Source organism: Paenibacillus lentus (genome assembly GCF_042714055.1).
Classification (GTDB): Bacteria; Bacillota; Bacilli; order Paenibacillales; family Paenibacillaceae; genus Fontibacillus; species Fontibacillus lentus_A.
The window spans coordinates 383,992-407,351 of the sequence record NZ_JBHGVC010000001.1 but is presented as its reverse complement, the minus strand read 5'-3'; the positions used below and the strand labels follow the sequence as shown (position 1 = coordinate 407,351).

Genomic DNA, 23,360 nt, shown 5'->3' with positions numbered 1-23,360 from the left:
GTTATTCTTCTTCCTTCAATGTGGAGAGTATAAACACCGTATTCGATCTAACAATGTTATACTTGCTCTTTAATGTATAGGTTATAAATCCCTCTAATTCGGAGATATCGGGTAAAGCTACCTTTAAGAGATAATCGTATTCCCCGGAGGTATGATGACATTCCAGCACATATTTGGATTCAACAATTGTTTTGCGAAAATGCTCCGTTTCCACGGAACCGTGCAGCTGCACAAATATGTATACCATACAGTTTTGCCCTATGGCCCGCCGGTTCAGCTTGACTGTAAATTGTTCAATGATCCCGTTTTTCTCTAATTTTCGTATTCTTTCAGCGATTGAAGGGATGGATAAATGAATCACCTTGCTTATTTCCGAGCTAGTGATTCGGCTATTGGCTTTGAGCATTTGCAGAATTTGCAGATCAATTTCGTCCATTTATAACACTCCTTTTAAGGTAAATTATACGATAAAGATGAATTAAATAAATAAAAAGCCATAAATACCATATACTTTTAAGAAACTATGAATTCATGGTTAAAATAATTAAATTTCCAACAAAAATAAAGATGCTGACTTTAAAAATTAAAGCAACCTTATAAAAAAGGCTAATCCCGTTAGAGGAATTAGCCGTCGAGGCCAGAAAAACGACCATTTTAGCAAGCTCATCCGGCTGGCCGTAACGGCCTAGAGGAATATTCTGCTCAGCTCGGGCCCGAATATCTTCGATATTCGTATTCATGGAATCTGCTTACTCGAAAGCCATCAAAGCATAGAACGAGAAACAACCAACTTCGTAAAACGAGTTGGTTGTTTGGCTTTTCTCATATCATGATGGATGTAATTTATAACGGTACATAAGGGCGAACAACCCAGACGCTTGCTCTGTAGGTTATTCCGTTATAGGTGGCGGTAATATAAGTTGTTCCAGGGCTAATGCCTTTTATATTCCCTTGCTCATCCATCGTAGCAATGGAAGGATCATCGATCCTGAACACGGTATCCTGCGTGACCAGGGAAGGATGCCCGGATTCATGAGCGTAATAAGCGGCAACATCGAGCTCCGTTCCAATAGAAAGAGAATATTCCTCAGAATCCAGGTAGAACTGCCCGCCCCCGGTTGCATCCTTAATCTCCACAGCGACCCTTGCTTCTAACCCTCCATAGGCTGCTTTGATCCATGTTGAGCCCGGACTGATTCCTGTAATATGGCCTAGATGATCGACGCTGGCGATGCTCGGATCAAGTGATTCGTAGGCGGAGGAATAGGTCACATCTGTCACAGAAGAGTCGGAGTAGACGGCGTTAACGACGCTGCGGGCGGATTGACCTACGGATAGCTTGACCTCTGGTTGTTGGAATTCAATTCTGGTCAACTCTGGATCTGAAGGGCCTGCCATGGGCACAGATATTTTCAGCAAATGCATTTCATTTCTGTAGCCCGTAACCGCCGTGCCTAATCTGACTGTTCCCGTTACAAGGAACCCCCGATCAAAGGCAGTTATGCTATTTTCACTGAGGCCCAAATCCAAATCGCCAAAATGATATTTTTTCGTCGGGACAGCATTTCCATCGAGCAGAATAATTTTGTATCTGGACTCGCCATTTGCGATATTCGCTGAGTTATTTTGTACGACCAGAACATACCCCTGATCAACCAATTGGGTTTGAATAATGTTCCCTATTTCGTCATGGGATAACGAAGCTATCGTTTTATTCCAGAGCACATCCCCGGCCTCGTTTAATTTTTGCAGATAATAGGTTTTTGTGCTCGGGCTGTATCTCGTCAGAATAAAATTCCCGTCTTCAGAAGAAATGATAGTGGAAAGGATTGAATCTGTCTCATCGATTTTCTGCCAGTCGATTTCGCCATGGCGATTTATTTTTAGCAGATAAGGCAGATAAATTCTGTCGTATTCATTTCTTGTCCTGCCCCCCGATACGATGACTCCGTCATCCGAAGTCAATTTTATATTAGAGAAACTACTACTAAAACCGAATTGATAGGTTTCAGACCAAAGCTCATCTCCGTTTGCATTTATTTTAAAGAGGAAAGCGGGTGCTCCACTGTACTCATTCCACCCGCTGCCAGAAATCACAAACTCTCCATTGGAGGTTTCTTGAATATCTCTTGCTGATTGCTGATAATAGGGCATGCGGGGATAATATTTTTCCCATAATACTTCTCCATCCGCACTCAGTCTAAAAACATAGGGAACAAAACGTGGCCGGCCATAGGAGCCGTCTCTAATTTCTCCACCTACCAGGATGCTGCCATCGGAGGTTTCTAGCACGGTGAATGCCGCATTCTCCTCATAATCGTAATCGAAGAATACCATTTCTCTTTCCCATAAAATTTCGCCGTTGCTGTTCAGCTTAACGACATAAGTGCAGTTCTCATCCGGAGTTTCGCAATACTTGTCACCTGCGGCTACATAGCCTCCATCCGACGTAGCGGTTGCAGCATAACCGGATTTGCTCTTATAAAGCGGATGATTGCCTTCTAAGATGCGGGACCATTCCACGTGTGCTTCTTCCTCCGAAGCAGCGGTGTATCCCTGATTCGGCCAACCCATCGAGAGCATCAAGATAACGAGGAATAGCAACATGAGTTTGTTCAAGTTCAGTTTTTTGGCCACAAGCAAAACTCCTTTCATCATGAAATATTTGGAAAAATTAGCTTATATCCATTATTAGGGTAGATATCTCGATTGAATATCCTTCAAATTGCTTATATTGCTAGGAAAGAGTACATGCTTCTTCAACAGAATCCATCAATCTGTCGGTTGATATTAATTACCTTATGATGTAAATTTTTACTGATTCCTTTCGTCTATGAGATGGAGGAGTAGCTTTTACACTTTAACTAGAGGAGGAGAATAAGATGAAAGAAATCATCCCTGTTGCGGAGATTACAAAATTCAGAAGTAATGTGGAAGAATTTAATCCCTACCCGTGGTATAAACAGAAGCTGTTCCATGAACCGATCAGTTACCATAAAGAAACGAATACTTGGAATGTGTTCAAATACGATGATGTGAAAAGAGTACTCAGTGATTATGAATATTTTTCGAGCGAGCGCAAGCGAACTGTTATCGATGTCGGTGCGGATACGCCCGAAGGTTCCGAAGTAGGGAAGATCGATATCATTGGCGTTGATCCTCCCGAGCACCGTAAACGTCGAGCTCTTCTTTCGAGCGCATTCACTCCCCGGAGCCTTAAATTATGGGAACCGCGCATCCATAAAATAGTCGAAGAATTAATCAGCGGGATTCCAGAGAAGACGACGGTCGACATTACGAACAGCTTGACAGCCCCGCTGCCGATCATTGTTATGTCTGAGCTGCTTGGCGTTCCTTCGGAAAACAGAGATTTGTTCAAGGAATGGGTGGATATTCTGTTCATGCCTACGAATCAGGCCAATAGGGCAGCAGTGAATGAGTTAAAGAACAAGACGGCGAGAGAATACTATTCGTTCTTGCTTCCATTAATCATAGCCAAGCGTTCTCATTTGGAGGAGGACATCATTTCGGATTTAATTAGGGTGGATGTGGATGGAGAAAAATTTTCCGATGATGAAATTGTACGCACCACGATGTTTATTTTGGGAGCAGGTATTGAAACAACGAGTCATTTGCTGGCAAACACCTTTTATGCGTTCTTATATGATAATGATAAAATATATGGAGAGTTGAGGAACGATCCCGGGCTGATTTCAAATACGGTAGAAGAGATGCTGCGATATCGTTTTCACATTAGCAAAATGGATCGAACGGTCAAGCAGGACAACAACGTCTTAGGGGTGGAACTGAAAAAAGGAGATGTGGTTGTCGCCTGGATGAGTGCAGCCAACATGGATGAAGCGATGTTCGAAAATCCGTTTGAGCTGGATATCCGTCGGCCTAATAGCAAGAAACATTTAACGTTCGGGAATGGGCCGCACTTTTGTTTGGGTGCGCCTCTTGCAAGATTAGAGGCTGCCATCATGTTGGAGCATTTCGTACAGAGATTCTCCGAAATCGAGCCTGTTTCTGATTTTAATTTAGAGGATCATCTTCAGCCCTCAGCTACCGGACAATCTCTAGCCTACTTACCCTTGGTTGCTTATTATGCTTAAGTTGGCAAGCTTGGATCGAGCCAGCAGGCTGGAGGCATCTTGATCGATGCATAATGTAATGGAACAAGGAGAGCTAAGCATGGCGTTTGATTATCGGAACGACAAGAGAAGCATCCGATCGAAGAAGCTGCTGAAGGAAGCCCTATTCGAGCTTCTTTATGAAAAAGAGTGGAGAAGCATCACCATTCAGGACTTAACCAAAAAAGCGAACCTGAATCGTTCCACCTTTTATCAGCATTATGAGAACAAGTATGATTTGCTCGGCCAAAATGTTGAGGATTTATTTCATTCCTTGAAAGAAACCGTACTGTCCGCTAGAATCGACCACAGCAGTACGGAAACGATCAGTTACGGCTATCTATTGGCTTTTTACCAGCATTTGAAAGCTCAGAGCTATTATTTCAAGGTCATTCTGAACAGAGGATATGAGCTGGATATTATGGAACTGTTCACCGATATCGTCCAGGAGGTGATGGGACAAGTCGTGAATGTGCAACAATCCATTAACGGCGTGCCTGCAGAAATACATTGGCGCTACAGCATTGCAGCTCATTTTTCGGTGGCGAGCTGGTGGCTTCAGAATGATTTTCCGTATTCGCCGGAGTTCATGGCCGAGGCTGTGCTTAAAATGACTAAGGAAGCAAAGTATCACGCATTGTTATAGAATAATATATTTCCTAGTTGACAGGTTTGATTAATTGGTTTAATCTTAGTAGCAAGCCTGATAGATGATTGTTCATTGATTGATCATTCATTGATTCAGAATTAACTAAATAACTAGCCGATTGGTCAACCAAAGGCTCCTGTAATCGATACCGAGAAGATTTCGGTCGAGAACCAGGGGCCTTTTCTGTGTTCGCAAATCGAAAGGCCGACCTTGGATAGGCTAGCGGCTCTAGAACTCGAACGGAAAGGAGCATTATGGATCACAAAGATTGGTTACGAATGGAGGAGGCAGATTGGCATTTTCGCAGACTGGTCAGAAGATTCGTTAAAGAGCGCGATAAAATCATCATCGAAGGCGTTTCGCTTCCCGGCATGCTCATTCTGAACGCCATTATGAGAAATGGGGAGCAGAAGCTCGGGGATTTGGCGGTACAGCTTGATTTTACGTCCGGCGCTGTCACTGCGATTTGCGACAAACTGGAAAGACACGGATATGCCATCCGGAGACGAAATGAAGCGGATCGGAGATCCGTGGCTCTGCATATTACCGATCAGGGAAGGAGGTTGCTTGAGCGCAACGGGGAGGCAGGTACATACATGATCGATACGATCTTCGGGGCATTTACATCTGCGGAGCTTGAGGATCAAATCTTATTATTTCAACGCCTGCATGAACATCTGGAAGACTTCTCGGAAGGCGTCTTACGTCAAACGAAGTCTTCGGACAGTGCTACTATACCGGAGTCCAGCTACATGAAGGATAATCTAAAACGAACGAACAGGTATATTTCTTATTAAGTTTTTTCTATCAAATTTTTATATGCGCGGGAGGAGACATATTCTATGGGACATCCAACGATTTATCCGACAGGAACCACAGTTTATTTGCCAGGCAAATCTTGGAGCGGTTATACGATTTATCAGGCTGCTGACACCGGCGCTTTACTGATTGATATGAACGGAAGAGAGGTTCATTTATGGAAAGGGCTGCGGGGATTTCCGAACAAAATTCTCCCGGGCGGGTATGTGCTTGGCAGCACATCGGAACGTGATCCCAAATACGGATTTCAGGACGAAACGAATTTGGTGCAGGTCGATTGGCACGGGAATATCGTCTGGAAATTTGACCGTTATGCCTGGATCGAGGATCCGGGCCATCCCGCGCAGTGGATGGCCCGCCAGCATCATGACTATCAGCGTGAGGGAAATCCGGTCGGCTACTATGCCCCCGGACTAACGCCCAAAGCCTACTCCGGCAACACAATCATCCTTGCGCACAAAAATGTGAATCGTCCTGAAATTTCCGATATCGAGCTGCTGGACGACACGATTATTGAGGTAGATTGGGAAGGGAACATTCTTTGGGAATGGTCAGTCAGCGACCACTTCGACGAGTTGGGCTTTGATGACGATGCCAAAGAAGCGCTGTTTCGAAATCCCAATACGCGGACTTTCGGCACGCACTCCGGGGACTGGATGCATATCAATTCCGTATCGGTGCTGGGGCCCAACAAGCATTACGACGCCGGCGACGAGCGATTCCACCCGGATAATCTGATCTGGGACGCTCGCGAATCGAATATCATTGCAATTATCGATAAGAAATCAGGGAAGATTGTATGGAGGCTCGGGCCGGATTATTCGTCTAAAGAAGCCGGGCATATCGGCTGGATCATCGGCCAGCATCATGCCCATCTGATCCCCCAAGGCCTGCCGGGCGAGGGCAATATCCTTATCTTCGATAACGGCGGCTGGGGCGGCTATGGAAGACCGAATCCGGTATCCCCGGATGGGGTGAAGGTGGCCCGCAGGGATCATTCTCGAATCCTGGAGATCAACCCGGTCACGCTTGAGATCGAATGGCAATATACCCCGACGGAAGCTGGATTTCAGGCGCCGCTGGACTCCTATCGCTTCTACAGTCCGTATATTAGCTCGGCGCAGCGCCTTCCGAACGGGAACACGCTGATTACGGAAGGTGCCGACGGCAGAATTTTTGAAGTTACTTGGGAGCATGAATTGGTATGGGAGTATATTTCTCCTTATAAAAATAAACGCAATTCCAATATGGTTTACCGGTCCTATCGGGTGCCGTACGAATGGGTGCCGCAGCTGGAGCTGCCCGTTGAAACCGAGATTGCGGTGATTGACGTGACGGATTTCCGATTGCCGGGCGCCGCACCGAGAGGAGCAGTAACCGCTGTTGAAGTCGAGGGAACCGCATCCTACGGCGAAGGTGTCTTCTGCGTGGCCACGACGGACGAGGAGGATAGGAAGGAAAGGGATCACGATGAATAGACAACGAATCCGGCGCTTAAGTCTAGCAGTCATGGCCATTTTGCTCGCTTCAATCGTTAGTGCTTGCGGTAAAGCCTCAGGATCGGATAAAGACAGCAAGTTTAAGCTGAAAATCGCTGATATTTCCACCAATACGGTGTTTCGCGTCGCCAAGAATAAAGGCTTCTTTGAAAAACACGGCATAGACGCCGAACTGATCAACTTCGCCACGCCGGCGGAAGGAGTCAACTCCTTGTTCATCAAACAGGTCGATGTCGCCTTCGGCGCTGATTTTCCGCTGCTGAACGCCGTAAGCAAAGGGGACTATTCTATCCTTGCATCCTCAGGAACGGCGACAGATCTGAGCGCTAGCGAATGGAAATTGTTTGCTCGCAAAGAGATTGGCAGCGCGTCGGATTTGAAGGGCAAAAAGCTGAGCTTTTCGAGAGGCACTTTTATCCCTTACTTATGGGATGTGTATCTGCAGCAAAACGGCATCCAGTTATCCGATGTGACGCTTGTGGGCCAGGGTGGTTTTGACGAAGCTTATGTCGCTTTGAAGAAAGGCGAGATCGATGCGGCCTGGGTATACGGAGCCGTGCTCAACGGGAAATTCGCAGCGCTCGAAGAAGCCCATGAGCTGTCGGATATGTCCAAAACACCGGTACGACTCGGAACGGGACTCATTGCCTCTAATCAGCTGATTAAAGACAATGAGGAAGGCATGGTAAAGTTCTTGAAAGCGCTGGATGAAGCCGCCGCCTATGCCCAGGCCAATCCAGACGAAACCGCGGATATGATGTACGACGAAGTGAAGCAGCCTAGGGAGGCCACCCTGAAGGATCTTCCCAAGAACGCCTGGCAGATCGGGTTCACGCCACAAGCGTATGAAGGACTGGTCGGCCAGAAGAAATATATGGTAGATAACGGGATTATCGAGACGGACTTTAATCTGGATGAGAAACTGAATCTGGAGCTGGTGCGTAAAGCTTTTCCGGATCGCGTGATTGAATTGGAATAGGAGGGAAGATCCATGGGTTCATTACCGAGGCCGAACGAAATTTATATTGAGCGATTGAATAAGAGCTACCTGCCGCCGGCGGCAGGGAAGCTGCACTACATCATTCAAGATGTAGACCTGGTAGTCAAGGGAGGCGAATTCTTTGTCCTGCTTGGCCCGAGCGGCTGCGGAAAATCGACCTTGCTCAGCCTGATTGCAGGCTTTGTATCGAAAACCTCCGGACAGGTGAAAGTAGGAGAAAAGGAAGTGGAGCGGCCCGGCCAGGATCGTGCGGTCGTGTTTCAACAGGCGGATTCCTCTTTGTTTCCTTGGCTTACAGTTAGAGAGAACGTGGAGTTTGGCCTGCGAATGAAACGAATCCCCGTAGCGAAGCGGCAGGAAGTATCCGACCGATTTATCAAGCTCGTAGGGCTTCAGGGGCATGAGAGCAAGTTCCCGCGAGAGCTGTCCGGCGGCATGAAGCAGCGTGTTCAGCTGGCGAGGGTGCTCTCCAACGATCCGGCCATCCTGTTGATGGATGAACCATTTGGAGCGCTGGATGCCATGACCCGGCGAACGATGCAGCGTGAGCTCGTGAACATTTGGCAGGACACCGATAAAACCGTAATCTTCGTCACGCATGATATTCAGGAGGCGCTATTGCTAGGAGGGCGCATTGGCATTATGTCCGCAGGACCATCTTCTAAAATTACGCATATTTACGATGTGCCGCTTGCCTATCCCCGGGATTTGACCGACCCTGAGTTCCATATTCTTTACAATCAGATCCAAGCGCATTTTGACGAGTAGAAGAGGGAAGCGGAGGAAACAGCATGAACGGGAAAATAAAGAAGGTGTCGCTGCAGCTACTGTTTTGGTTCGTAATCCTTGGTCTCTGGCAATTGCTTTCACTGGTCTACGGCCCGGAAATTCTTCCGGGGCCGCTCTATACAGCAAGAGGCGGATACGAGTTGCTGTCGGATGGAACACTGCTGCAGTATATCGGAATCAGTGCATACCGTGTTCTGCTGGGCTGGACGCTGGGCAGCATGGTTGCCGTACCGGTGGGCATTATTGTTGGTAAAGTGAACGCGATCCGTTTATTCGCAGAGCCTTTTCTCAATTTTATACGGTTCATTCCGCCCATCGCGTTTATTACATTATTCCTGGTTTGGTTTGGAATTGGAGAAACGTCTAAGGTGATGCTGATCATGTATGCGACATTTTTCATCGTCATTCTGAACACATTGACCGGCGTCTTGTCTGTGCATGAGGATAAAATCCGCTCCGCGCGCAGCATGGGAGCTTCGGAATGGCAAATCGTTCTTTACGTCATCATTCCGGCTACGGTTCCTTATATTTTTACAGGCATTCGCCTCGCTATGGGTACATCGTTCATGGCCATTATTGGGGCGGAAATGATCGCTTCCAACGAGGGAGTAGGGTATCTTATCTGGAATTCACGGCTGTTCTTCCGCACCGATTGGATTTTTGTCGGGCTGATTTGCCTGGGATTGATGGGTTTTCTGACCGATCGTGCGGTAGCGCTGCTTGGGCGAAAATTGCTGTCGCGTTACGGCGTTGTCAGCACGACATCGTTGAGGCGGTAGTTACTTATTTGGGATACCGGAAATGTCTGTGTTTTCAAGAAGCAGCTTAGCCTATTTTATCTTGAGGCCGAGGTTAAGTTTACGAACTTACTTCGGGAGTAAACATTGCAAAGGCATCTTTACTGGTTGTAAAGATGCCTTTTATTTTTCATGGTTGCAGTATGATGATCCGATTTTTTAATCCAATTTGGCATACCATTTATTTTATGGAGCTAGTCTTTTTTACTGATGGAATATTTTGGGGTTGTAATGGGGTTTACATAACAATTGTTATGTTGTCTTACTTAAAAGGACGATTTAAAAGATCAAAAATGAGATCCCGGTGGGGAACTTATTACTTAAAAATTCAGGGGAATGTATGTGCAGCAATTTATTCACACAAACTCACCTTGATCATCTGGTTGATTATTTTAGAACAATAAATGAAATCCTGGTTCCCTTATCCGGCTCGCTCTCGATCAGCAATCCTTTTCCATAAATTCGCTTCAAACGTCGATCGGTATTGTACAGGCCGATACCCGGACGCTTGTTAGAATCAGGATTAAAATGAGGATCCAGCTCCTGATCGTGTTTACGGCTCATTAATTGCCTCAACGTTTCCTCATTCATTCCTACACCGTTATCGCTTACGGATATTTCTGCATGGTCAGCGTGATCAATAATATGAATATGGATCGTACCGCCTTCCGGGCGTGCCAGGACACCATGTCGAACCGCATTTTCTACAAGCGGTTGAATCGTTAGCGGAGGAATTTGCAGCGAAAGAGGCTCGTCCAGATCCCACACAATCTGCAGCCTCTCCTCGAATCGTTCCTGCTCAATGTATAAGTAGGAACGAACGAGCTCAAGCTCATGCTCCAACGGCACAAACCGATCTAAATTTTGGAAATCGAAACTAGCTTGCAAATATTTGCTGAAAACTTCAAGCAATGAGCGCATTCTCGTAGTATCAAATTCGCTTAACGCAGCGATGGAGTTCAAGGTATTGAACAAAAAATGCGGCTGAATCTGTGCTTGCAAGCAAGCGGTTTCGACTTGCATTTGTTTACGTACGGAATGTTTTAATCCGGTTAAAGCTTTGACCCGAACGCGTAACTCCATAGCATCCATCGGCTTAGCTACATAATCGTTGGCACCGGACTGGAAGCCGGCTTCGATATCCTCAGATCTCGTTCGAGCGGTGAGCAGCAAAATCGGCAGTTCAGCAGTGGAAAACCGTCCGCGAATAATACGAGTCAGTTCATAGCCTGACATTTGCGGCATCATCACGTCGGTAATGACTAAATCCCATTCTCGGGTGTCCAGCATAGATAGAGCCTGTGATCCGCTCGTTACAGTGAAAACATCGTAAGATTCATCCGATAGAAGTTCGGTCAAAATGTTTAAATTAACGGGATCGTCGTCTACTACCAGGATGTTCGCCTTGTCGCTAGCCTGTACCGTGACAGGCGGATAACTCGTCTCTTGCAATTCAAAAGCTGTAGTTTGATACAAGTCAGCGTGATTCTCTACATCTGCCGCTACAATTTCTGCAGCAGCACTCTGGATAGATGAGTCAAAGAAGGGGAGGGAAAAAGAAAACGTTGACCCACAGCCTGGAGCAGAGTCTATTGTTAGTGTACCCCCATGTAATTCCACCAATTGCTTGCAAATATGCAATCCCAGTCCGATGCCCCCTTCTGCGGCATCCTGATTGTAATTACTTTGTTCGTAAGGTTCAAATATACGCTGCTGCGTTTCTTCATCCATACCAATTCCAGTGTCTGTTATACGAATATATGCTTTTCTATCCTTTATTTCGCTTTTGATCATGATGGTTCCTTCATGCGTATACTTCACAGCATTATGAACCAGATTGAATAAGATTTGTATTAGCCGATTCTCATCTGCAAGCACAGGAGGGAATGATTCCGGTATTTGTTTGATGAACCGAACGGGCTTGTTCTGGACTTGATAAGCAAGCATATCGAATACACCGGAAGCCACGGCTTGAATCCAGACACCGCTTGTTTGCAAACGAATTCCTTTTTCTCTTAGCTGGGTCAAATCAAGCAAATCATTCAGTAAGAAGGACATACGTCTGCCAATCGACAGAAGAAGTTCTATCTGATCGGAGTCTTTTGGGCTCAGAACGCTTTTGTCGCTGTGAAGGACATTTTGAGCAATATTTAACATACCGTGCAGCGGATTTCGCAGCTCATGTGAAGTATTGGCCAGAAATTCATCCTTCCGCCGATCTGCTTCTTGAAGAATGTTGGTAAGCTGTGCCGTTTTGGCAGCAATCCGAAAATGCCGTTTAAACCAGAACGCCGCAAAGGCGAGAAAAGTCACGATGATATCGATCGGGTAATACTCTAAATTCCACCAAAATCTACTTTTTACTACTCCCCAAATCACATTCGTAGTTAAACTGGTCACACTTAACAGCAAGAAGATAGCATCTTCCTCACCCTTGATCACAACCAAGAACGTTATAAAGGATGCTATAAGAAACGGTACGATGTACAGGAGAGGGAACACATTTCTAACTAGCAGAGCATACTCATAGGGAGCTATTAAAATATATAAGGAAACCACAATATAAAGCATGAAGTACCATTTATGGATGTCAAACAACCAATATTTATGAAACAGATCTCGTATAACATAAAGCAAAAAAACTGCCGTTCCCAGTAAGGATAGCAAAAGAAGCCTTCCGTTCCACTCTGCGCTAATCGGCAACCAGGTCATGAGAATCTTATCATCGTCAGTGATGGTCAATCCAATCGCACAGGTAATAAGGAGCGCAAAGTAGATCAAAGCTTTTTGACGTGTACCAATCATATAGATAATGCAGGCAAATATGGCATGAATTAAAAGAATGATCGTGACGGTCCATTGCATGCCGTAGGAAAACCAGTAGGCATGCTGCACCGCATGTGAACTGCCGAATTTAATCGATTGATTGATACCGCCTTTCTCGTGATATAAAAAATTCGCAGCGTGGATGATGATTTCTATTTCTTCCCCTTCAACTTGAAAAGCGGTCCAGTAGGGAACGTTACCCAGTGTATACTCATCCTTTTGTACTCCAGGTTGACCGGATTGTCCTAACTTAGCCCCATTCACATAAAGTTCTGATGATGCCGCAATCTTGCGGATTTGTATACCGTAGGTTCGGTATTCTTCCGGATTAACTAGGATGCGTAATCGATAAGAACCATATCCCCAAGCATTACTGGATGCTTGTTGCAAGGAAAACAAGGAACGCCAATTTCCCGGAACCTGAATAAACTCGCGATCCCGGGCGAGTTCATGCTGCTGTTGTGAAGCATTATTTTGCATGAGAAGGGTATGGGGGTAAAATTCCCACTCTCCATCCAGGGTCAGGATACGATTCTTAGAGAAATCCCAGTCACGTAAATCCAATTGGCCGTGTACAGCACGAGGATGGTCGGGAACAGCTTGCACACTGATCCATAGAATACGTATGACAGTGAGAATAAGAAGGAATATGAATATAGGTATAATTATTTTTCGTAGAGTGATCATAGTTAGATCATTTTCGACATACCTGCGGATTTATCCTGCATAGGGGTAGCGTGAACAGTGATGTATAATCCCGATGAAGGATGGAGTTGGCCAATTTGTTAGGTTAGCTAAACTCAATACTAGTTTGGAAAGCTTCTTAAAGTTGACTTGTTCGCCGTTAATAGTAACAGTCAAAGGGCCGATGACTTGCCTTGTCCTTTGAGCAGTTCGGCCAGCTTCTCCGCTGTATACTCGATGTTTCCTGCGTCGAAGCGAAGCGCATTGATGTCTTTCTTCGTCGTCATTCCCTTCTTGATGGTAAAGGTGATTTCGATGCCCATTGATTTCAGTACTTCTAGCACCTCATCATTGAACGTTCCGTATGGAAACGCGACGCCGCCGCGCGTATTGCCAAGTTCCTCGCGTAATCGTTTCTCGGCTAATGCCAAGTCGTCTGTAATGCGCTTAATGTACTCTTTTTGAGTCTCCACTCGTTTCTTGTCTTTTAAGTAAAGGCGGTGGGAGAGCATCGGTCTTTCTACTCCTTTGGCATTAATCGGAGCGTATTTGTGAGAATCGTATGTATGGCTGTAGAAGCTCATGCCTTCCTCCTTCATTTCCCGCATCTGATCCCATGTCAATTTCGGTATCCCAATGCGATTGTCGATGAAAGAGACAATGACAAAGTTAGTAGCAGTGTAACCATATTCTTTCAATATCGGATAGGCGTGAGTATAAAAGCTATCGTACCCATCATCGAACGTTAGCAATACGGCATTATTCGGTATCGCTGTTCCTCTTGTCATGAAATCTATGTATTGATCCATAGAGATGACATTAAATCCATTTGTCTTCAGCATCTCCATATGCTGTCTGAACTGCTTGACAGGTAGCATATGCGGCTTTTCCGGTTTATCGACAATGTGATGATACATGAGAATCGCAACTTGGTTTGAATAATAAACGGGAGTTGGCCCTGACTGAGTGGCACCCAACAATAAGGAAACAGTAAATAGAATAATCTTAATAGAATGCAGAATATGTATCTTCATGGATGAATACCCCTTTACACGATCTAACCTCGGCGGCAGCCGGGAAATATGAGTAATTGATCATTTTTTCATATTCGGACTCCATGACAAGCGTTTAAAACGCTGTCGAATGCACCAATATGACATCGACCAAAACAATAAACTCTAGTATAAAAGCTGAATCTTAATAAATCGGTACAGCACTTCTTAACAAATCCTTATCAAATGATTATTAGTCAGGGGGAACCTCGTTATTTATGGTTAGCAATCGGGCTGATTTGCCTGGGATTGATGGGTTTTCTGACCGATCGTGCGGTAGCCCTGCTTGGGCGAAAATTGCTGTCGCGTTACGGCGTTGTCAGCACGACAGCGTTGAGGCGGTAGGGGCAAATGAATATGGCAACACTAAAAGGCCCCAATGAAAATTCGGAGCCTTTTAGTGTTGGTTTACATAACAAATATTATGTCTCATCGAATTTAAAGTTGAAAACAAACGCTTTAGTATACCTAGGAAAATTTGTATCAAGCTCAAGTCTTTTTTAGCCAAGATTGTGCCTTTTGAAGAGGCGCAGTCTTGGCTGTTTTTATATTTTATTCTATGTTGTTCGCTGTGACCTGGAGTAAGACTTCAAATAGCGAGAATTAACTCAATAAATATTTTCCCAAGAATACGATCGATATGTAGATGGTATCTCTCGCTTTTATCTACAATAGCCTTGGACTAAAATGAGGATATAATAAATTATATTAATTTTAGTTAATTAACCAACTTCTAATTGTCAGTCCACAAGTCAAGACCCTTAAATAGATTCACTGTCTATAAGTATGGGCTTTAGATGATCCCTGACTGATTGATTCAGCGGTAGCAAGGGGAGAGGAGACTAGGACTGTGTCTATCTCAATAATTTACTGTGCCAATTTTCGCGGTTAAAGAAGGGTCACTCCTTATTCTAAGAGAACTAACAGAGTGCGCCTGACCTTGTTGCCAATTATTACATACCGTATAATCACATTATGTGATAATGCGTTAACAGTAAGAAAAGAACAAATTCGAAAAAGATGAGGAAATCACCCATGAGAAAATTGCTTGTATGCACGTTAGCTATCATGCTAAGTTTAGCAGCGTTTACCCCCGCTATCTACGCTTCTGAAGTTCGAGTATCCGTGGATGGGCGTGACGTACAGTTCCCGGATGAGAACCCATATGTCGATCAGAGATCCAACCTTACGATGGTTCCACTTGCTTTTGTATCCGACAAGCTCGGAGCTGCTACGAAATGGGACGGAAAATTAAAACAAATCACAATTTCGCTTAACCGTGACACTGTTATTTTGGCGATTGGCGATCATCATGCATTGGTGAACGGAAAAAGAGTAGACTTTGAAGGGGCGGCAGTGCTCAAAAACGGCCGTACGATGGTTCCGCTGCGTTTTATAAGCGAAGCCCTGCATGCAAATGTGGAGTGGCAGCCCACGCACAAGCTGGTGAGCATTATGAGCTCCGTGGGCAATGTTCCGAAAGGAACATGGATATGGGACACTCACATCATCAAACAGGATCAAGAGAAAATTATAAGCTTCGCAAAAATGAAGGGTGTGACATCTATTTACCTTCAGGTGAATAGAGATATTGATTCAACGATATATGAGGACTTTATACGAAAAGCCAAAAGCGAAGGAATTTTAGTAGAAGCACTTGAAGGGCGCCCCGAATGGGTCTATAAATCTGGGCAGGAGGGCATTCAAAAATTCATCGAATGGGTTAAAACCTATAATACCTCTGTTGACCCGGAAGCAAGCTTTACGGGACTGCATTTCGATATTGAACCTTATGCGCTTAACGAATGGACAAAGGGCAACAAGGTGATTCTTGAAAGCTGGATGGACAATTTGAGACTGATCGAAAAAGAAACCAAAGGCAGCGGCTTGAAAATTACAATGGACGTTCCGTATTGGCTAAATACGGTTCATGTACCCGGGAAGAAATACAGTATGAGCGCATGGCTGCTGGAGAAGTTTGATTGCCTCGTCATCATGAATTATCGGAATCATGCGTTAGGCGATAATGGAATTGTGGAAAATGCACAGCCCATGCTGAGAGAAGCCTCCACGCTCAAGAAGGAAATTGTTGTAGCAGTAGAAACGGTTAAAAGTAAAGAGGGGCCGCGAGTCTCATTCTATTCTATGAGCAATGAAGTGATGGAAAAGGAGCTTCAGTCCGCCCATAATAAATTGGCGCGCTACGCAAGCTATGCCGGCTTTGCCATTCACGATTTCGAGGGCTGGCAGGACATGAAATAAGAAGCTGCTAAAATGGTCGAGAGATAATTGTGTTGCTGTTGTCGTAAAATATATCTGATTAAGCAACATGATTAAACTAACGGATAACAGTAGGTTCAAGTAATCGATGAGACGAAGAGGGGAAACCGAAATGAAGACGATCAAGAGCATGATGGATCACCTGTACTGGGCGGACGGACGCATCTTGGACGCGCTCGAAGAGAGTGAGACGAAGAACAAGGACCTTCTGAAGCTGGTGCGGCACGTCGCGGTCGCGGAACGAGTATGGCTGTCCCGATTGCAGGGCAAGGGCAGCGGGCAATATTCGTTGTGGGAGGAAGTGGAAGACCTGGCGGAGATCCGGACGATGTTCGAAGAAAACGCCGAGCAATATCGCGTCTATATCGAAGGGCTCGAGGAATCTGAGTTGGACGAGATGATCGACTATGCGAACCTGAGCGAGGTTCCGTTCCGAACGTCCGTCCGGGACATCCTGTCGCAGATCCTCTTACATGGGCAATATCACCGGGGACAGATCAACCAGGCACTTCGGATCGAATCGGCAGAGCCTGCCCAAGTCGATTACATCACGTTCGCGAGGCTCTAACAGGAACAGAGCTTTAGATGTCGGAGGACAAGAACATATACGCTTAAGGAGCCGCGAAAATCGCGGCTTTTTTGTTTTAACGATAGAGTCGGCGCCGGCTGGCGCGTAAGCTCCCGGCCTTCGCGGAGCGCGTGGGCGGGAGGAGGCAAAAGACGGGCACAAACATGCTGGTGCCGAACAAAACAAGTGGAGCGATACGTTGCTGTAAATGGTGAATCCGGCAGGCGGGCGCTATTTGATTCCAACCAAAGAAGTTCCTTAGTTTAATGGAATGCATTAAAAAAATTGTTAAATTTTTTTATAATAACCCTTTACATACTCTAGGGGGGGAGGGTATATTAATTGTAAGATTAAGGAGGTGAGGCAATGTAGATGATTTCAGAAAGTTTTAATGAAAATTGTTGTAATCACATCAATGCTGCTCATAAGACGGTGCAAGAAAAAGCCACCATTCAGATAAAGTAAAGAATAACTTAACAAACAAGATTAAATCGAATCGAAGGAAATTCGAAAAATAAAGGACTAATTGAATAAGATGTGTTCTAGATAAAATTCAAGATAATTAGTTCAGAAGATAATAAACCATATTTTGAAAGGAATGATAATTATGAGTTTAGAAGCTTTGAATGAACAAGTAAAAAGGGATCTTTCTTATCTTGCATTTGGGGGAGAGGACTGGGTATGCCGGGCCCACCATCCTGAGGGACATGTCTACGATGTAGCGATTATAGGAGGCGGCCAGTGTGGTTTAGGTGTGGGCTTTGGGCTTTTACGTGAAAGAATATCTAATATCCTGATCATCGATGAAAATGTGGAAGGATATGAAGGGCCTTGGGTAACGTACGCTCGTATGATGACATTGCGTACGGCTAAACATTTGACATCCATTGATCTTGGAGTGCCTTCTCTGACTTTTCGCTCCTGGTGGGAAGCACAATTTGGATCACAAAGTTGGGAGAACATCGATAAGATACCACGGAACGATTGGATGAACTATCTGCGTTGGTATCGAAAGGTTCTTAACATACCTGTTGTTAATGAGGTAAAGGTGAAGCTTATTGAGCCTGCAGGGGAAGATGTTTATCGACTGCATATGGAAGGAGCGGGAGCATCTTCTAATACATTGCTGGCCCGGAAGGTTATCTTAGCCACTGGAATTAAAGGCAGCGGGGAATGGCATGTACCACCTATGATTTCCGAATCATTACCTCGTCACCTCTATGCACATACCTCAGAGGACATTGACTTTAATGCCTTAAAAGGCAAGAAGGTGGGCATTTTAGGCGGTGGAGCTTCAGCTTTTGATAATGCCAATTATGCATTAACTGAAGGTGTGAGTTCGGCTCATGTGTTTGTTCGCCGCACGGAGATACCAAGTATTAACCCCATTCGAAAAATGGGGACTGCAGGTATAATTGAACGTTTTCATGTTCTATCTGATGCTGAGAAATATTCCGTTATGGCCCATTACTTAGAACATCAACCTCCTACGAATGACACCTTTGAGCGTGCAGCTTCACATCCCGGCTTTACACTCCACTTAGGTGCACCATGGCTTGACGTACATGTTGAAGCTGATAAGGCGGTTGTCACTACTCCACAAGGTAATTTCACTTTTGATTTTTTAATCATTTCCACGGGTCTAATGACTGATCATTCTTTACGTCCAGAGCTAAAGCTTTTCGAACGCCATATTGCACGTTGGAAAGACTATTATCATGCACCTGCTGACATCGCTAACCCCAAGCTTGATGAGTATCCTTACCTTGGCCCTGGCTTTACCTTCACACGCCGGGATAAAACGGATGCAAAGCTTCTCTATGGGCTTTTCGCTTTTAACTATTCAGCTTTAGTTAGCTGTGGTATATCAGCCTCTTCGCTTCCGGGAATGAGATATGGGATACCTAGACTCGTTTCAGCTGTGGCAGACCAGCTGTTCTCTGATCATCGTGAGGAGATTCTGGAAAATTACTTTTCTTATAATGAAGCTGAATTTGTTGGAGAATGGATAAAGTCTTAATTGACTATTCATCTATTGAAGGGAGGATAGACAATTGGGGAAAGTCTTTTCAAAATCGACGTGGGCTTTACTATTACTAGTCTTTATTTGGGGCGGGAGTTACCCGATCTATAAAGTGGCTGTCCCTTATACACCCCCGTTATTATTTGCGGGTATTCGTGCTTTGATTGGGGGCCTTGTCCTTGCAGCTCTCATATATAAAATAAGGAACAGGATTAAATGGCGCCAGAATTGGGCGAAATACTTTATTTCAGCATTCTTTAATACGATTCTCTTTTTCGGGTTACAGACCATAGGGCTCATGTATTTGCCTGGAGGATTGTTTTCCGTGCTTGTCTATTTCCAGCCCGTTCTACTTGGATTGTTTGCTTGGATTTGGCTTGGAGAGCACATGTCGCCGCTTAAAATCATGGGGTTGATTATTGGATTCCTTGGAATTGTAATTGTCAGTGTAGACGGATTAACCGTCCATGTATCAACCATTGGTGTAGTCTTAGGGCTGCTTATGGCATTGAGCTGGGCCCTTGGTGTAGTGTATGTGAAGAAGGTAAGCAGTGAAGTAGATGCTTACTGGATGGTTGCTTTGCAGTTTATTATTGGTGGAGCTATTCTCTTAGGTACGGGAACCATTTTTGAAGATTGGTCAGCTATTGAATGGTGGAATAGTAAGTATCTTTTGGGACTCGGATACGCCTCCACTTTTGGCATTCCACTGGCCTATATCATTTACTACAAACTTATTAATGCGGGAGAGGCAAGCAAAGTCGGGACATTCACGTTTCTTGTACCGATCATTGCAGTATTCAACAGTACGGTGTTTTTAGATGAACCACTAACTTACCGCCTTGTCGTAGGGCTGTTATTAGTAGGTGTAAGTATTTATTTCGTGAATTATCGCGGAAAAAAGTTGAATGCTTCATTATTCAATAGAGCGCAGGAAAAATTTAATACGAAAGATGCCGGATAACAAGAACTTTGTTACATTCCCGATATGATCTCATCGACAGAAGGCTAAAGCCGTTTTTGTTTTGTTGGCAAAAACGTAAAGAAATAGATGAAATAAAAATGCCTAGGGCTTTTCGGACTCTAGGCATTTTTGTACATTATTGAGCTTGAATTTGATATCAAATTTTTATACAAAAAGATTAACAACCAGATAAAAACAAATTGTGATAAACATCCAAACTGGTTTGGATAAAAGGGATGATTTCATATACAGGTCACTAGGGGTAATTTCACCTTGTAGCAAAATAAAAACCAGAAACAGAATTGCAATAGTCAGTAAAGAAATAATGTTCATCATAGTATGAGTTGAAGAGGGAGGTAACATAACCATAAGCATTGTTCCCATCATACCGCCCATGACTCCAGATAATAATCCGTCTATCACTGCCATAAGGCCGAAAGGCCATCCAATAAGTAAACCGGCTAGGGCACCTATTAACATGCCAAGCAATGTTGTTATAAAAAAGTTGTCTGAAATCATTAGGGCTAGAATACTGCCCATTCCCAAACCCACAGACATTCCAACTGCCATCGATGCCATCATGCCCACCATATTACTTAATTGTTTACGAAAAGAAACGATAAAAAAAAGAATCCATATCAAAAGAAGAATGAACAATGCAATTACTGGAGAGAAGTTCAACGATTATACCCCCTATACCTATTTAATACTTAATGATTATGGCTTGTGCACTTTGAATATGCAATATAATTATTTGATTAATATGAATAGGAGTATGTTCATAAGAGAATAGGGTATAAGGAGAAGGACATAAAGACCCGTTAATCCCAACTGGGTTAGATCATGTACGGTGAACTTAAAATACTTGCATTAAAAGCCTTGTATTTCAAGGATTTTTTCTAATGCACTAATCCTTACTTCATTTTTTAGTGAAGTTAAGATCTCAACTTTCGCAGCATGAAATTGGCAAGTAAGCCTTGATATAGCTGGGTAAACCTGCGATCCACTGCTGGAGTTGACTTTTAATCAGAGTTGAAATCTTCTTACCTGCTTTAGTGGCAAGTTCATTCAATAATAAGTACTAGGACTTCTCGTTGCTAAAAGTCCGATTATGCCCAAGTGGTAATCGTATCTACTGGTAATCGGTAGGAAGGATAGCCTTCTTTGCCCGCTTTACCGATCGAAAGCAGCATGACCGGCTGGAATCGCTCCTTGTCCAAGTGAAAGACCTCCGCGATTCGATCCTTGTCATAACCTGCCATTGGGTTGGTGTCATAGCCATGGGCGCGAGCTACAAGCATTAGTTGCATGGACACAAGACCCGAGTCCAGCATGTTTATATCGCGCAAGGCGGATGGAGTCAGGCTAGCATAATAAGGCCTTGCCTGTTGCAATTGCATATCCTTGATGTCCTGAGGCATGTAGCCAAGCTCTACTGCTCTATTAAATATTTCGTCCATATATTCAATATTGTTGGAGTCATAAAACACCGCAATAACAGCCGAAGATGTCAAAACCTGTGTCTGGTTGAAGGAGGCCAGTGGTGCGAGTTTTTCTTTGCCTTCGAGGCTGTCGATCACAAGGAAACGCCAGGGTTGCATGTTAATGGCAGATGGGGCGCGGGAAGCTTTCGCTAAGATCTCGGTCATTTCTTCCCGACTGATTTTCACTTCGGGATCGTAAACTTTAACGGAGCGACGTTCCAATGAAATTTCGTTGAAATCGTTTGTTTTCTGGTAGTTGCCTGTAAGGATGCTCAATATGTTTCTCTCCTTTTTCGGTTGATTTTGGAAATGATGTTGTTTACAAGTACCACTAAGATGGTAAACTATAAAGTACACTTTATAGCAAGCCCTAAAACTGGAGGATGGTCATGAGGATAAGTGAAGTAGCGAAAAGTATGGATCTCCCGATTTCAACGATCCGTTATTATGAGCAAATAGGCATTATCACGGACGAATATGTATTGAGAGATCAAAATAACTATCGGATTTATGCGACAGAAATCATTCATCATCTGAATGTTGTAAAGCATTGTTTGGCAGTTGGCTTTTCAATTCAGGATATTAAATCAATGATCTCGAAAAACGGAATGTCGAAGGAAGAGCATGTAAGCCTGATACAAATGAAAATTGCGGAAATTGAAGCAGCTCAAAAAAAATTAGATGAATCCAAGCAAAACCTTTATAACATTCTCAAGTTGGACATTACTTGCGAAAAGGGTTTTGGAAAATATTAAATGGGTGATGATATGCTGAACCGTATCACAAGTAAGGTGAAATTATTAGTATTGTTCAGGTTCGTTATGATTTCGGATCTTGACGGAGAGATAGGAGATGCCCTTTGCGGCGAGCAAAGAGCAGCATAGGTATGGTGATCAACAGACTGATGATTACGGGAATTATCGAAGCTTCAAGGCCAAATTTGCCTCCAGTGAGAAGGTCTGGGCCCGTAACTTCGACCGTGAAAAAACCGGAGGAGGGATGGCCAGATATGGGAATGCCCAAGAGTCCCTCTATGGCATTCCAAAAAAAATGGAGGCCAATGATAAACCAAACATTTCGCCGCCATAGGAAGGCTGCACCCAGCAATAAACCAGCTTCGATGGTAATAGAGAAGGCTCCCCAAACCGTAGCTCCAGGGTTTCCTAGGTGAGCGATCCCGAAGAAGAGGGAGGTTAGGGCCAGTGCAAGCAAGCTTCCGCCCTTTTTTTCAATAGCTTGAAAGGCAAGTCCCCGAAAGATCAATTCTTCTACGAAGGCAGCGACGAGCTGTGTGGTGATGATAGGCAAGATGACAGAGCTGGCGTTTTCGGGCGACCACTTGAATGAATATCCGCCAAGTAAGACGATGAGGGCTGTTGAAACGATGATAAAGATAAGGCCTACGGCAGCGCCGAAAATAACTTCCGATACCGCACGCCATTGGAACGGAAGTTCGGGAAGCGGACGCCGCGCCAGAAATTTCATCACAAGCCAGTAGATCACGATGATAACGGCGCTTTCGACAAGGGTTAGTATGATGGACCCTGGTGCTTTTAAATAGCTGAATGACACGTTGGCAAGGATGATCCCAAGCGCGCCCACCAACATCCAGACGACGGGGAATTGGAAGAACGAAACAAACGGGGATGTTCTCATCCTTCTAAGCTCTTTATTGTCGGGTGTATTCGTCTTACTCATGTTCAGCGATCGCTCCTCTTCCCCTGAGGGGATATCGATTTATCTTCCGATATTGCAGGTTACAAAGCATACGATACTTTAAAAAAGTCATACGT

Annotated in this window: 20 protein-coding genes and 1 pseudogene; 13 read left to right on the top strand and 8 right to left on the bottom strand. The window is 44.5% G+C overall.

Annotated elements, in window-relative coordinates; genetic code table 11:
- Nucleotide 1 precedes the first annotated feature (1 nt).
- The 3 genes from ACE3MQ_RS01685 to ACE3MQ_RS01675 form a co-directional block, all read right to left on the bottom strand.
- Nucleotides 2–436: an Lrp/AsnC family transcriptional regulator gene (locus ACE3MQ_RS01685; protein WP_379389946.1), complete on the bottom strand. Its 435-nt coding sequence runs from the start codon at nucleotides 434–436 to the stop codon at nucleotides 2–4.
- An 85-nt stretch (nucleotides 437–521) separates the two neighbouring features.
- Nucleotides 522–740, bottom strand: a complete 219-nt coding sequence (locus ACE3MQ_RS01680; protein WP_379389944.1) for a hypothetical protein — start codon at nucleotides 738–740, stop codon at nucleotides 522–524.
- A 103-nt stretch (nucleotides 741–843) separates the two neighbouring features.
- Nucleotides 844–2,637, bottom strand: coding sequence for an Ig-like domain-containing protein (locus ACE3MQ_RS01675; RefSeq protein ID WP_379389942.1), 1,794 nt, complete (start codon nucleotides 2,635–2,637; stop codon nucleotides 844–846).
- 245 nt (nucleotides 2,638–2,882) lie between these two features.
- Here ACE3MQ_RS01675 and ACE3MQ_RS01670 point away from each other — a divergent pair, with 245 nt between their 5' ends.
- The 7 genes from ACE3MQ_RS01670 (at nucleotide 2,883) to ACE3MQ_RS01640 (ending at nucleotide 9,668) form a co-directional block, all read left to right on the top strand.
- On the top strand, nucleotides 2,883–4,115 hold the full coding sequence (locus ACE3MQ_RS01670) for a cytochrome P450 (protein ID WP_379389940.1): 1,233 nt from the start codon (nucleotides 2,883–2,885) through the stop codon (nucleotides 4,113–4,115).
- Between the two features lie 46 nt (nucleotides 4,116–4,161).
- On the top strand, nucleotides 4,162–4,779 hold the full coding sequence (locus ACE3MQ_RS01665; protein WP_379389938.1) for a TetR/AcrR family transcriptional regulator: 618 nt from the start codon (nucleotides 4,162–4,164) through the stop codon (nucleotides 4,777–4,779).
- A gap of 257 nt (nucleotides 4,780–5,036) precedes the next feature.
- Nucleotides 5,037–5,579 (top strand): MarR family winged helix-turn-helix transcriptional regulator, encoded by a 543-nt coding sequence (locus ACE3MQ_RS01660; RefSeq protein ID WP_379389936.1) that lies wholly within the window; start codon nucleotides 5,037–5,039, stop codon nucleotides 5,577–5,579.
- 45 nt (nucleotides 5,580–5,624) lie between these two features.
- Nucleotides 5,625–7,079 carry an aryl-sulfate sulfotransferase gene (locus ACE3MQ_RS01655; RefSeq protein ID WP_379389934.1) on the top strand — a complete coding sequence of 485 codons (1,455 nt, stop codon included), beginning with the start codon at nucleotides 5,625–5,627 and terminating at the stop codon, nucleotides 7,077–7,079.
- On the top strand, nucleotides 7,072–8,079 hold the full coding sequence (locus ACE3MQ_RS01650; RefSeq protein WP_379389932.1) for an ABC transporter substrate-binding protein: 1,008 nt from the start codon (nucleotides 7,072–7,074) through the stop codon (nucleotides 8,077–8,079). Before ACE3MQ_RS01655 ends, ACE3MQ_RS01650 begins: the two co-directional genes overlap by 8 nt.
- A gap of 12 nt (nucleotides 8,080–8,091) precedes the next feature.
- A complete protein-coding gene (locus ACE3MQ_RS01645; protein WP_379389930.1) occupies nucleotides 8,092–8,868 on the top strand; it encodes an ABC transporter ATP-binding protein in 777 nt (258 codons plus the stop codon).
- Nucleotides 8,869–8,891: 23 nt separating this feature from the next.
- Nucleotides 8,892–9,668 (top strand): ABC transporter permease, encoded by a 777-nt coding sequence (locus ACE3MQ_RS01640; RefSeq protein WP_379389928.1) that lies wholly within the window; start codon nucleotides 8,892–8,894, stop codon nucleotides 9,666–9,668.
- A gap of 405 nt (nucleotides 9,669–10,073) precedes the next feature.
- On the opposite strand, the gene ACE3MQ_RS01635 is transcribed toward ACE3MQ_RS01640, so the two are convergent.
- On the bottom strand, nucleotides 10,074–13,199 hold the full coding sequence (locus tag ACE3MQ_RS01635; protein ID WP_379389925.1) for a hybrid sensor histidine kinase/response regulator: 3,126 nt from the start codon (nucleotides 13,197–13,199) through the stop codon (nucleotides 10,074–10,076).
- Nucleotides 13,200–13,369: 170 nt separating this feature from the next.
- Nucleotides 13,370–14,230 (bottom strand): polysaccharide deacetylase family protein, encoded by an 861-nt coding sequence (locus ACE3MQ_RS01630; protein ID WP_379389923.1) that lies wholly within the window; start codon nucleotides 14,228–14,230, stop codon nucleotides 13,370–13,372.
- A gap of 237 nt (nucleotides 14,231–14,467) precedes the next feature.
- Here ACE3MQ_RS01630 and ACE3MQ_RS01625 point away from each other — a divergent pair.
- From ACE3MQ_RS01625 to ACE3MQ_RS01605, 5 genes and pseudogenes are all read left to right on the top strand, one after another.
- Nucleotides 14,468–14,593 (top strand): annotated as a pseudogene (locus ACE3MQ_RS01625) (ABC transporter permease); the annotation flags it as partial.
- Between the two features lie 690 nt (nucleotides 14,594–15,283).
- Nucleotides 15,284–16,510: a copper amine oxidase N-terminal domain-containing protein gene (locus ACE3MQ_RS01620; RefSeq protein ID WP_379389920.1), complete on the top strand. Its 1,227-nt coding sequence runs from the start codon at nucleotides 15,284–15,286 to the stop codon at nucleotides 16,508–16,510.
- Nucleotides 16,511–16,640: 130 nt separating this feature from the next.
- Nucleotides 16,641–17,096 (top strand): DinB family protein, encoded by a 456-nt coding sequence (locus ACE3MQ_RS01615; protein ID WP_379389918.1) that lies wholly within the window; start codon nucleotides 16,641–16,643, stop codon nucleotides 17,094–17,096.
- A gap of 607 nt (nucleotides 17,097–17,703) precedes the next feature.
- Nucleotides 17,704–19,116, top strand: coding sequence for an NAD(P)-binding domain-containing protein (locus tag ACE3MQ_RS01610; protein WP_379389916.1), 1,413 nt, complete (start codon nucleotides 17,704–17,706; stop codon nucleotides 19,114–19,116).
- Nucleotides 19,117–19,150: 34 nt separating this feature from the next.
- Nucleotides 19,151–20,083, top strand: a complete 933-nt coding sequence (locus ACE3MQ_RS01605) for a DMT family transporter (protein WP_379389914.1) — start codon at nucleotides 19,151–19,153, stop codon at nucleotides 20,081–20,083.
- A gap of 165 nt (nucleotides 20,084–20,248) precedes the next feature.
- Here ACE3MQ_RS01605 and ACE3MQ_RS01600 read toward each other — a convergent pair whose 3' ends face one another.
- The gene (locus tag ACE3MQ_RS01600; RefSeq protein ID WP_379389912.1) at nucleotides 20,249–20,764 is read right to left on the bottom strand and encodes a hypothetical protein; all 516 of its coding nucleotides are present in this window, start codon (nucleotides 20,762–20,764) and stop codon (nucleotides 20,249–20,251) included.
- A gap of 428 nt (nucleotides 20,765–21,192) precedes the next feature.
- A complete protein-coding gene (locus tag ACE3MQ_RS01595) occupies nucleotides 21,193–21,843 on the bottom strand; it encodes a nitroreductase family protein (RefSeq protein ID WP_379389910.1) in 651 nt (216 codons plus the stop codon).
- Nucleotides 21,844–21,956: 113 nt separating this feature from the next.
- Here ACE3MQ_RS01595 and ACE3MQ_RS01590 point away from each other — a divergent pair, with 113 nt between their 5' ends.
- Entirely contained in the window at nucleotides 21,957–22,322 is a 366-nt protein-coding gene (locus tag ACE3MQ_RS01590; RefSeq protein ID WP_379389908.1) for a helix-turn-helix domain-containing protein, read from the top strand.
- Between the two features lie 64 nt (nucleotides 22,323–22,386).
- On the opposite strand, the gene ACE3MQ_RS01585 is transcribed toward ACE3MQ_RS01590, so the two are convergent.
- Nucleotides 22,387–23,265, bottom strand: a complete 879-nt coding sequence (locus ACE3MQ_RS01585; RefSeq protein ID WP_379389906.1) for a CPBP family intramembrane glutamic endopeptidase — start codon at nucleotides 23,263–23,265, stop codon at nucleotides 22,387–22,389.
- Between the last annotated feature and the right edge of the window lie 95 nt (nucleotides 23,266–23,360).

What these genes read in the sequence shown, in the direction of transcription:
- ACE3MQ_RS01635 (WP_379389925.1), bottom strand. Translation starts at nt 13,199, where the DNA reads ATGATCACTCTACGAAAAATAATTATACCTATATTCATATTCCTTCTT.
- ACE3MQ_RS01685 (WP_379389946.1), bottom strand. Translation starts at nt 436, where the DNA reads ATGGACGAAATTGATCTGCAAATTCTGCAAATGCTCAAAGCCAATAGC.
- ACE3MQ_RS01670 (WP_379389940.1), top strand. Translation starts at nt 2,883, where the DNA reads ATGAAAGAAATCATCCCTGTTGCGGAGATTACAAAATTCAGAAGTAAT.
- ACE3MQ_RS01610 (WP_379389916.1), top strand. Translation starts at nt 17,704, where the DNA reads ATGAGTTTAGAAGCTTTGAATGAACAAGTAAAAAGGGATCTTTCTTAT.
- ACE3MQ_RS01650 (WP_379389932.1), top strand. Translation starts at nt 7,072, where the DNA reads ATGAATAGACAACGAATCCGGCGCTTAAGTCTAGCAGTCATGGCCATT.
- ACE3MQ_RS01630 (WP_379389923.1), bottom strand. Translation starts at nt 14,230, where the DNA reads ATGAAGATACATATTCTGCATTCTATTAAGATTATTCTATTTACTGTT.
- ACE3MQ_RS01585 (WP_379389906.1), bottom strand. Translation starts at nt 23,265, where the DNA reads ATGAGTAAGACGAATACACCCGACAATAAAGAGCTTAGAAGGATGAGA.
- ACE3MQ_RS01620 (WP_379389920.1), top strand. Translation starts at nt 15,284, where the DNA reads ATGAGAAAATTGCTTGTATGCACGTTAGCTATCATGCTAAGTTTAGCA.
- ACE3MQ_RS01640 (WP_379389928.1), top strand. Translation starts at nt 8,892, where the DNA reads ATGAACGGGAAAATAAAGAAGGTGTCGCTGCAGCTACTGTTTTGGTTC.
- ACE3MQ_RS01590 (WP_379389908.1), top strand. Translation starts at nt 21,957, where the DNA reads ATGAGGATAAGTGAAGTAGCGAAAAGTATGGATCTCCCGATTTCAACG.
- ACE3MQ_RS01615 (WP_379389918.1), top strand. Translation starts at nt 16,641, where the DNA reads ATGAAGACGATCAAGAGCATGATGGATCACCTGTACTGGGCGGACGGA.
- ACE3MQ_RS01655 (WP_379389934.1), top strand. Translation starts at nt 5,625, where the DNA reads ATGGGACATCCAACGATTTATCCGACAGGAACCACAGTTTATTTGCCA.
- ACE3MQ_RS01680 (WP_379389944.1), bottom strand. Translation starts at nt 740, where the DNA reads ATGAATACGAATATCGAAGATATTCGGGCCCGAGCTGAGCAGAATATT.
- ACE3MQ_RS01660 (WP_379389936.1), top strand. Translation starts at nt 5,037, where the DNA reads ATGGATCACAAAGATTGGTTACGAATGGAGGAGGCAGATTGGCATTTT.
- ACE3MQ_RS01645 (WP_379389930.1), top strand. Translation starts at nt 8,092, where the DNA reads ATGGGTTCATTACCGAGGCCGAACGAAATTTATATTGAGCGATTGAAT.
- ACE3MQ_RS01665 (WP_379389938.1), top strand. Translation starts at nt 4,162, where the DNA reads ATGCATAATGTAATGGAACAAGGAGAGCTAAGCATGGCGTTTGATTAT.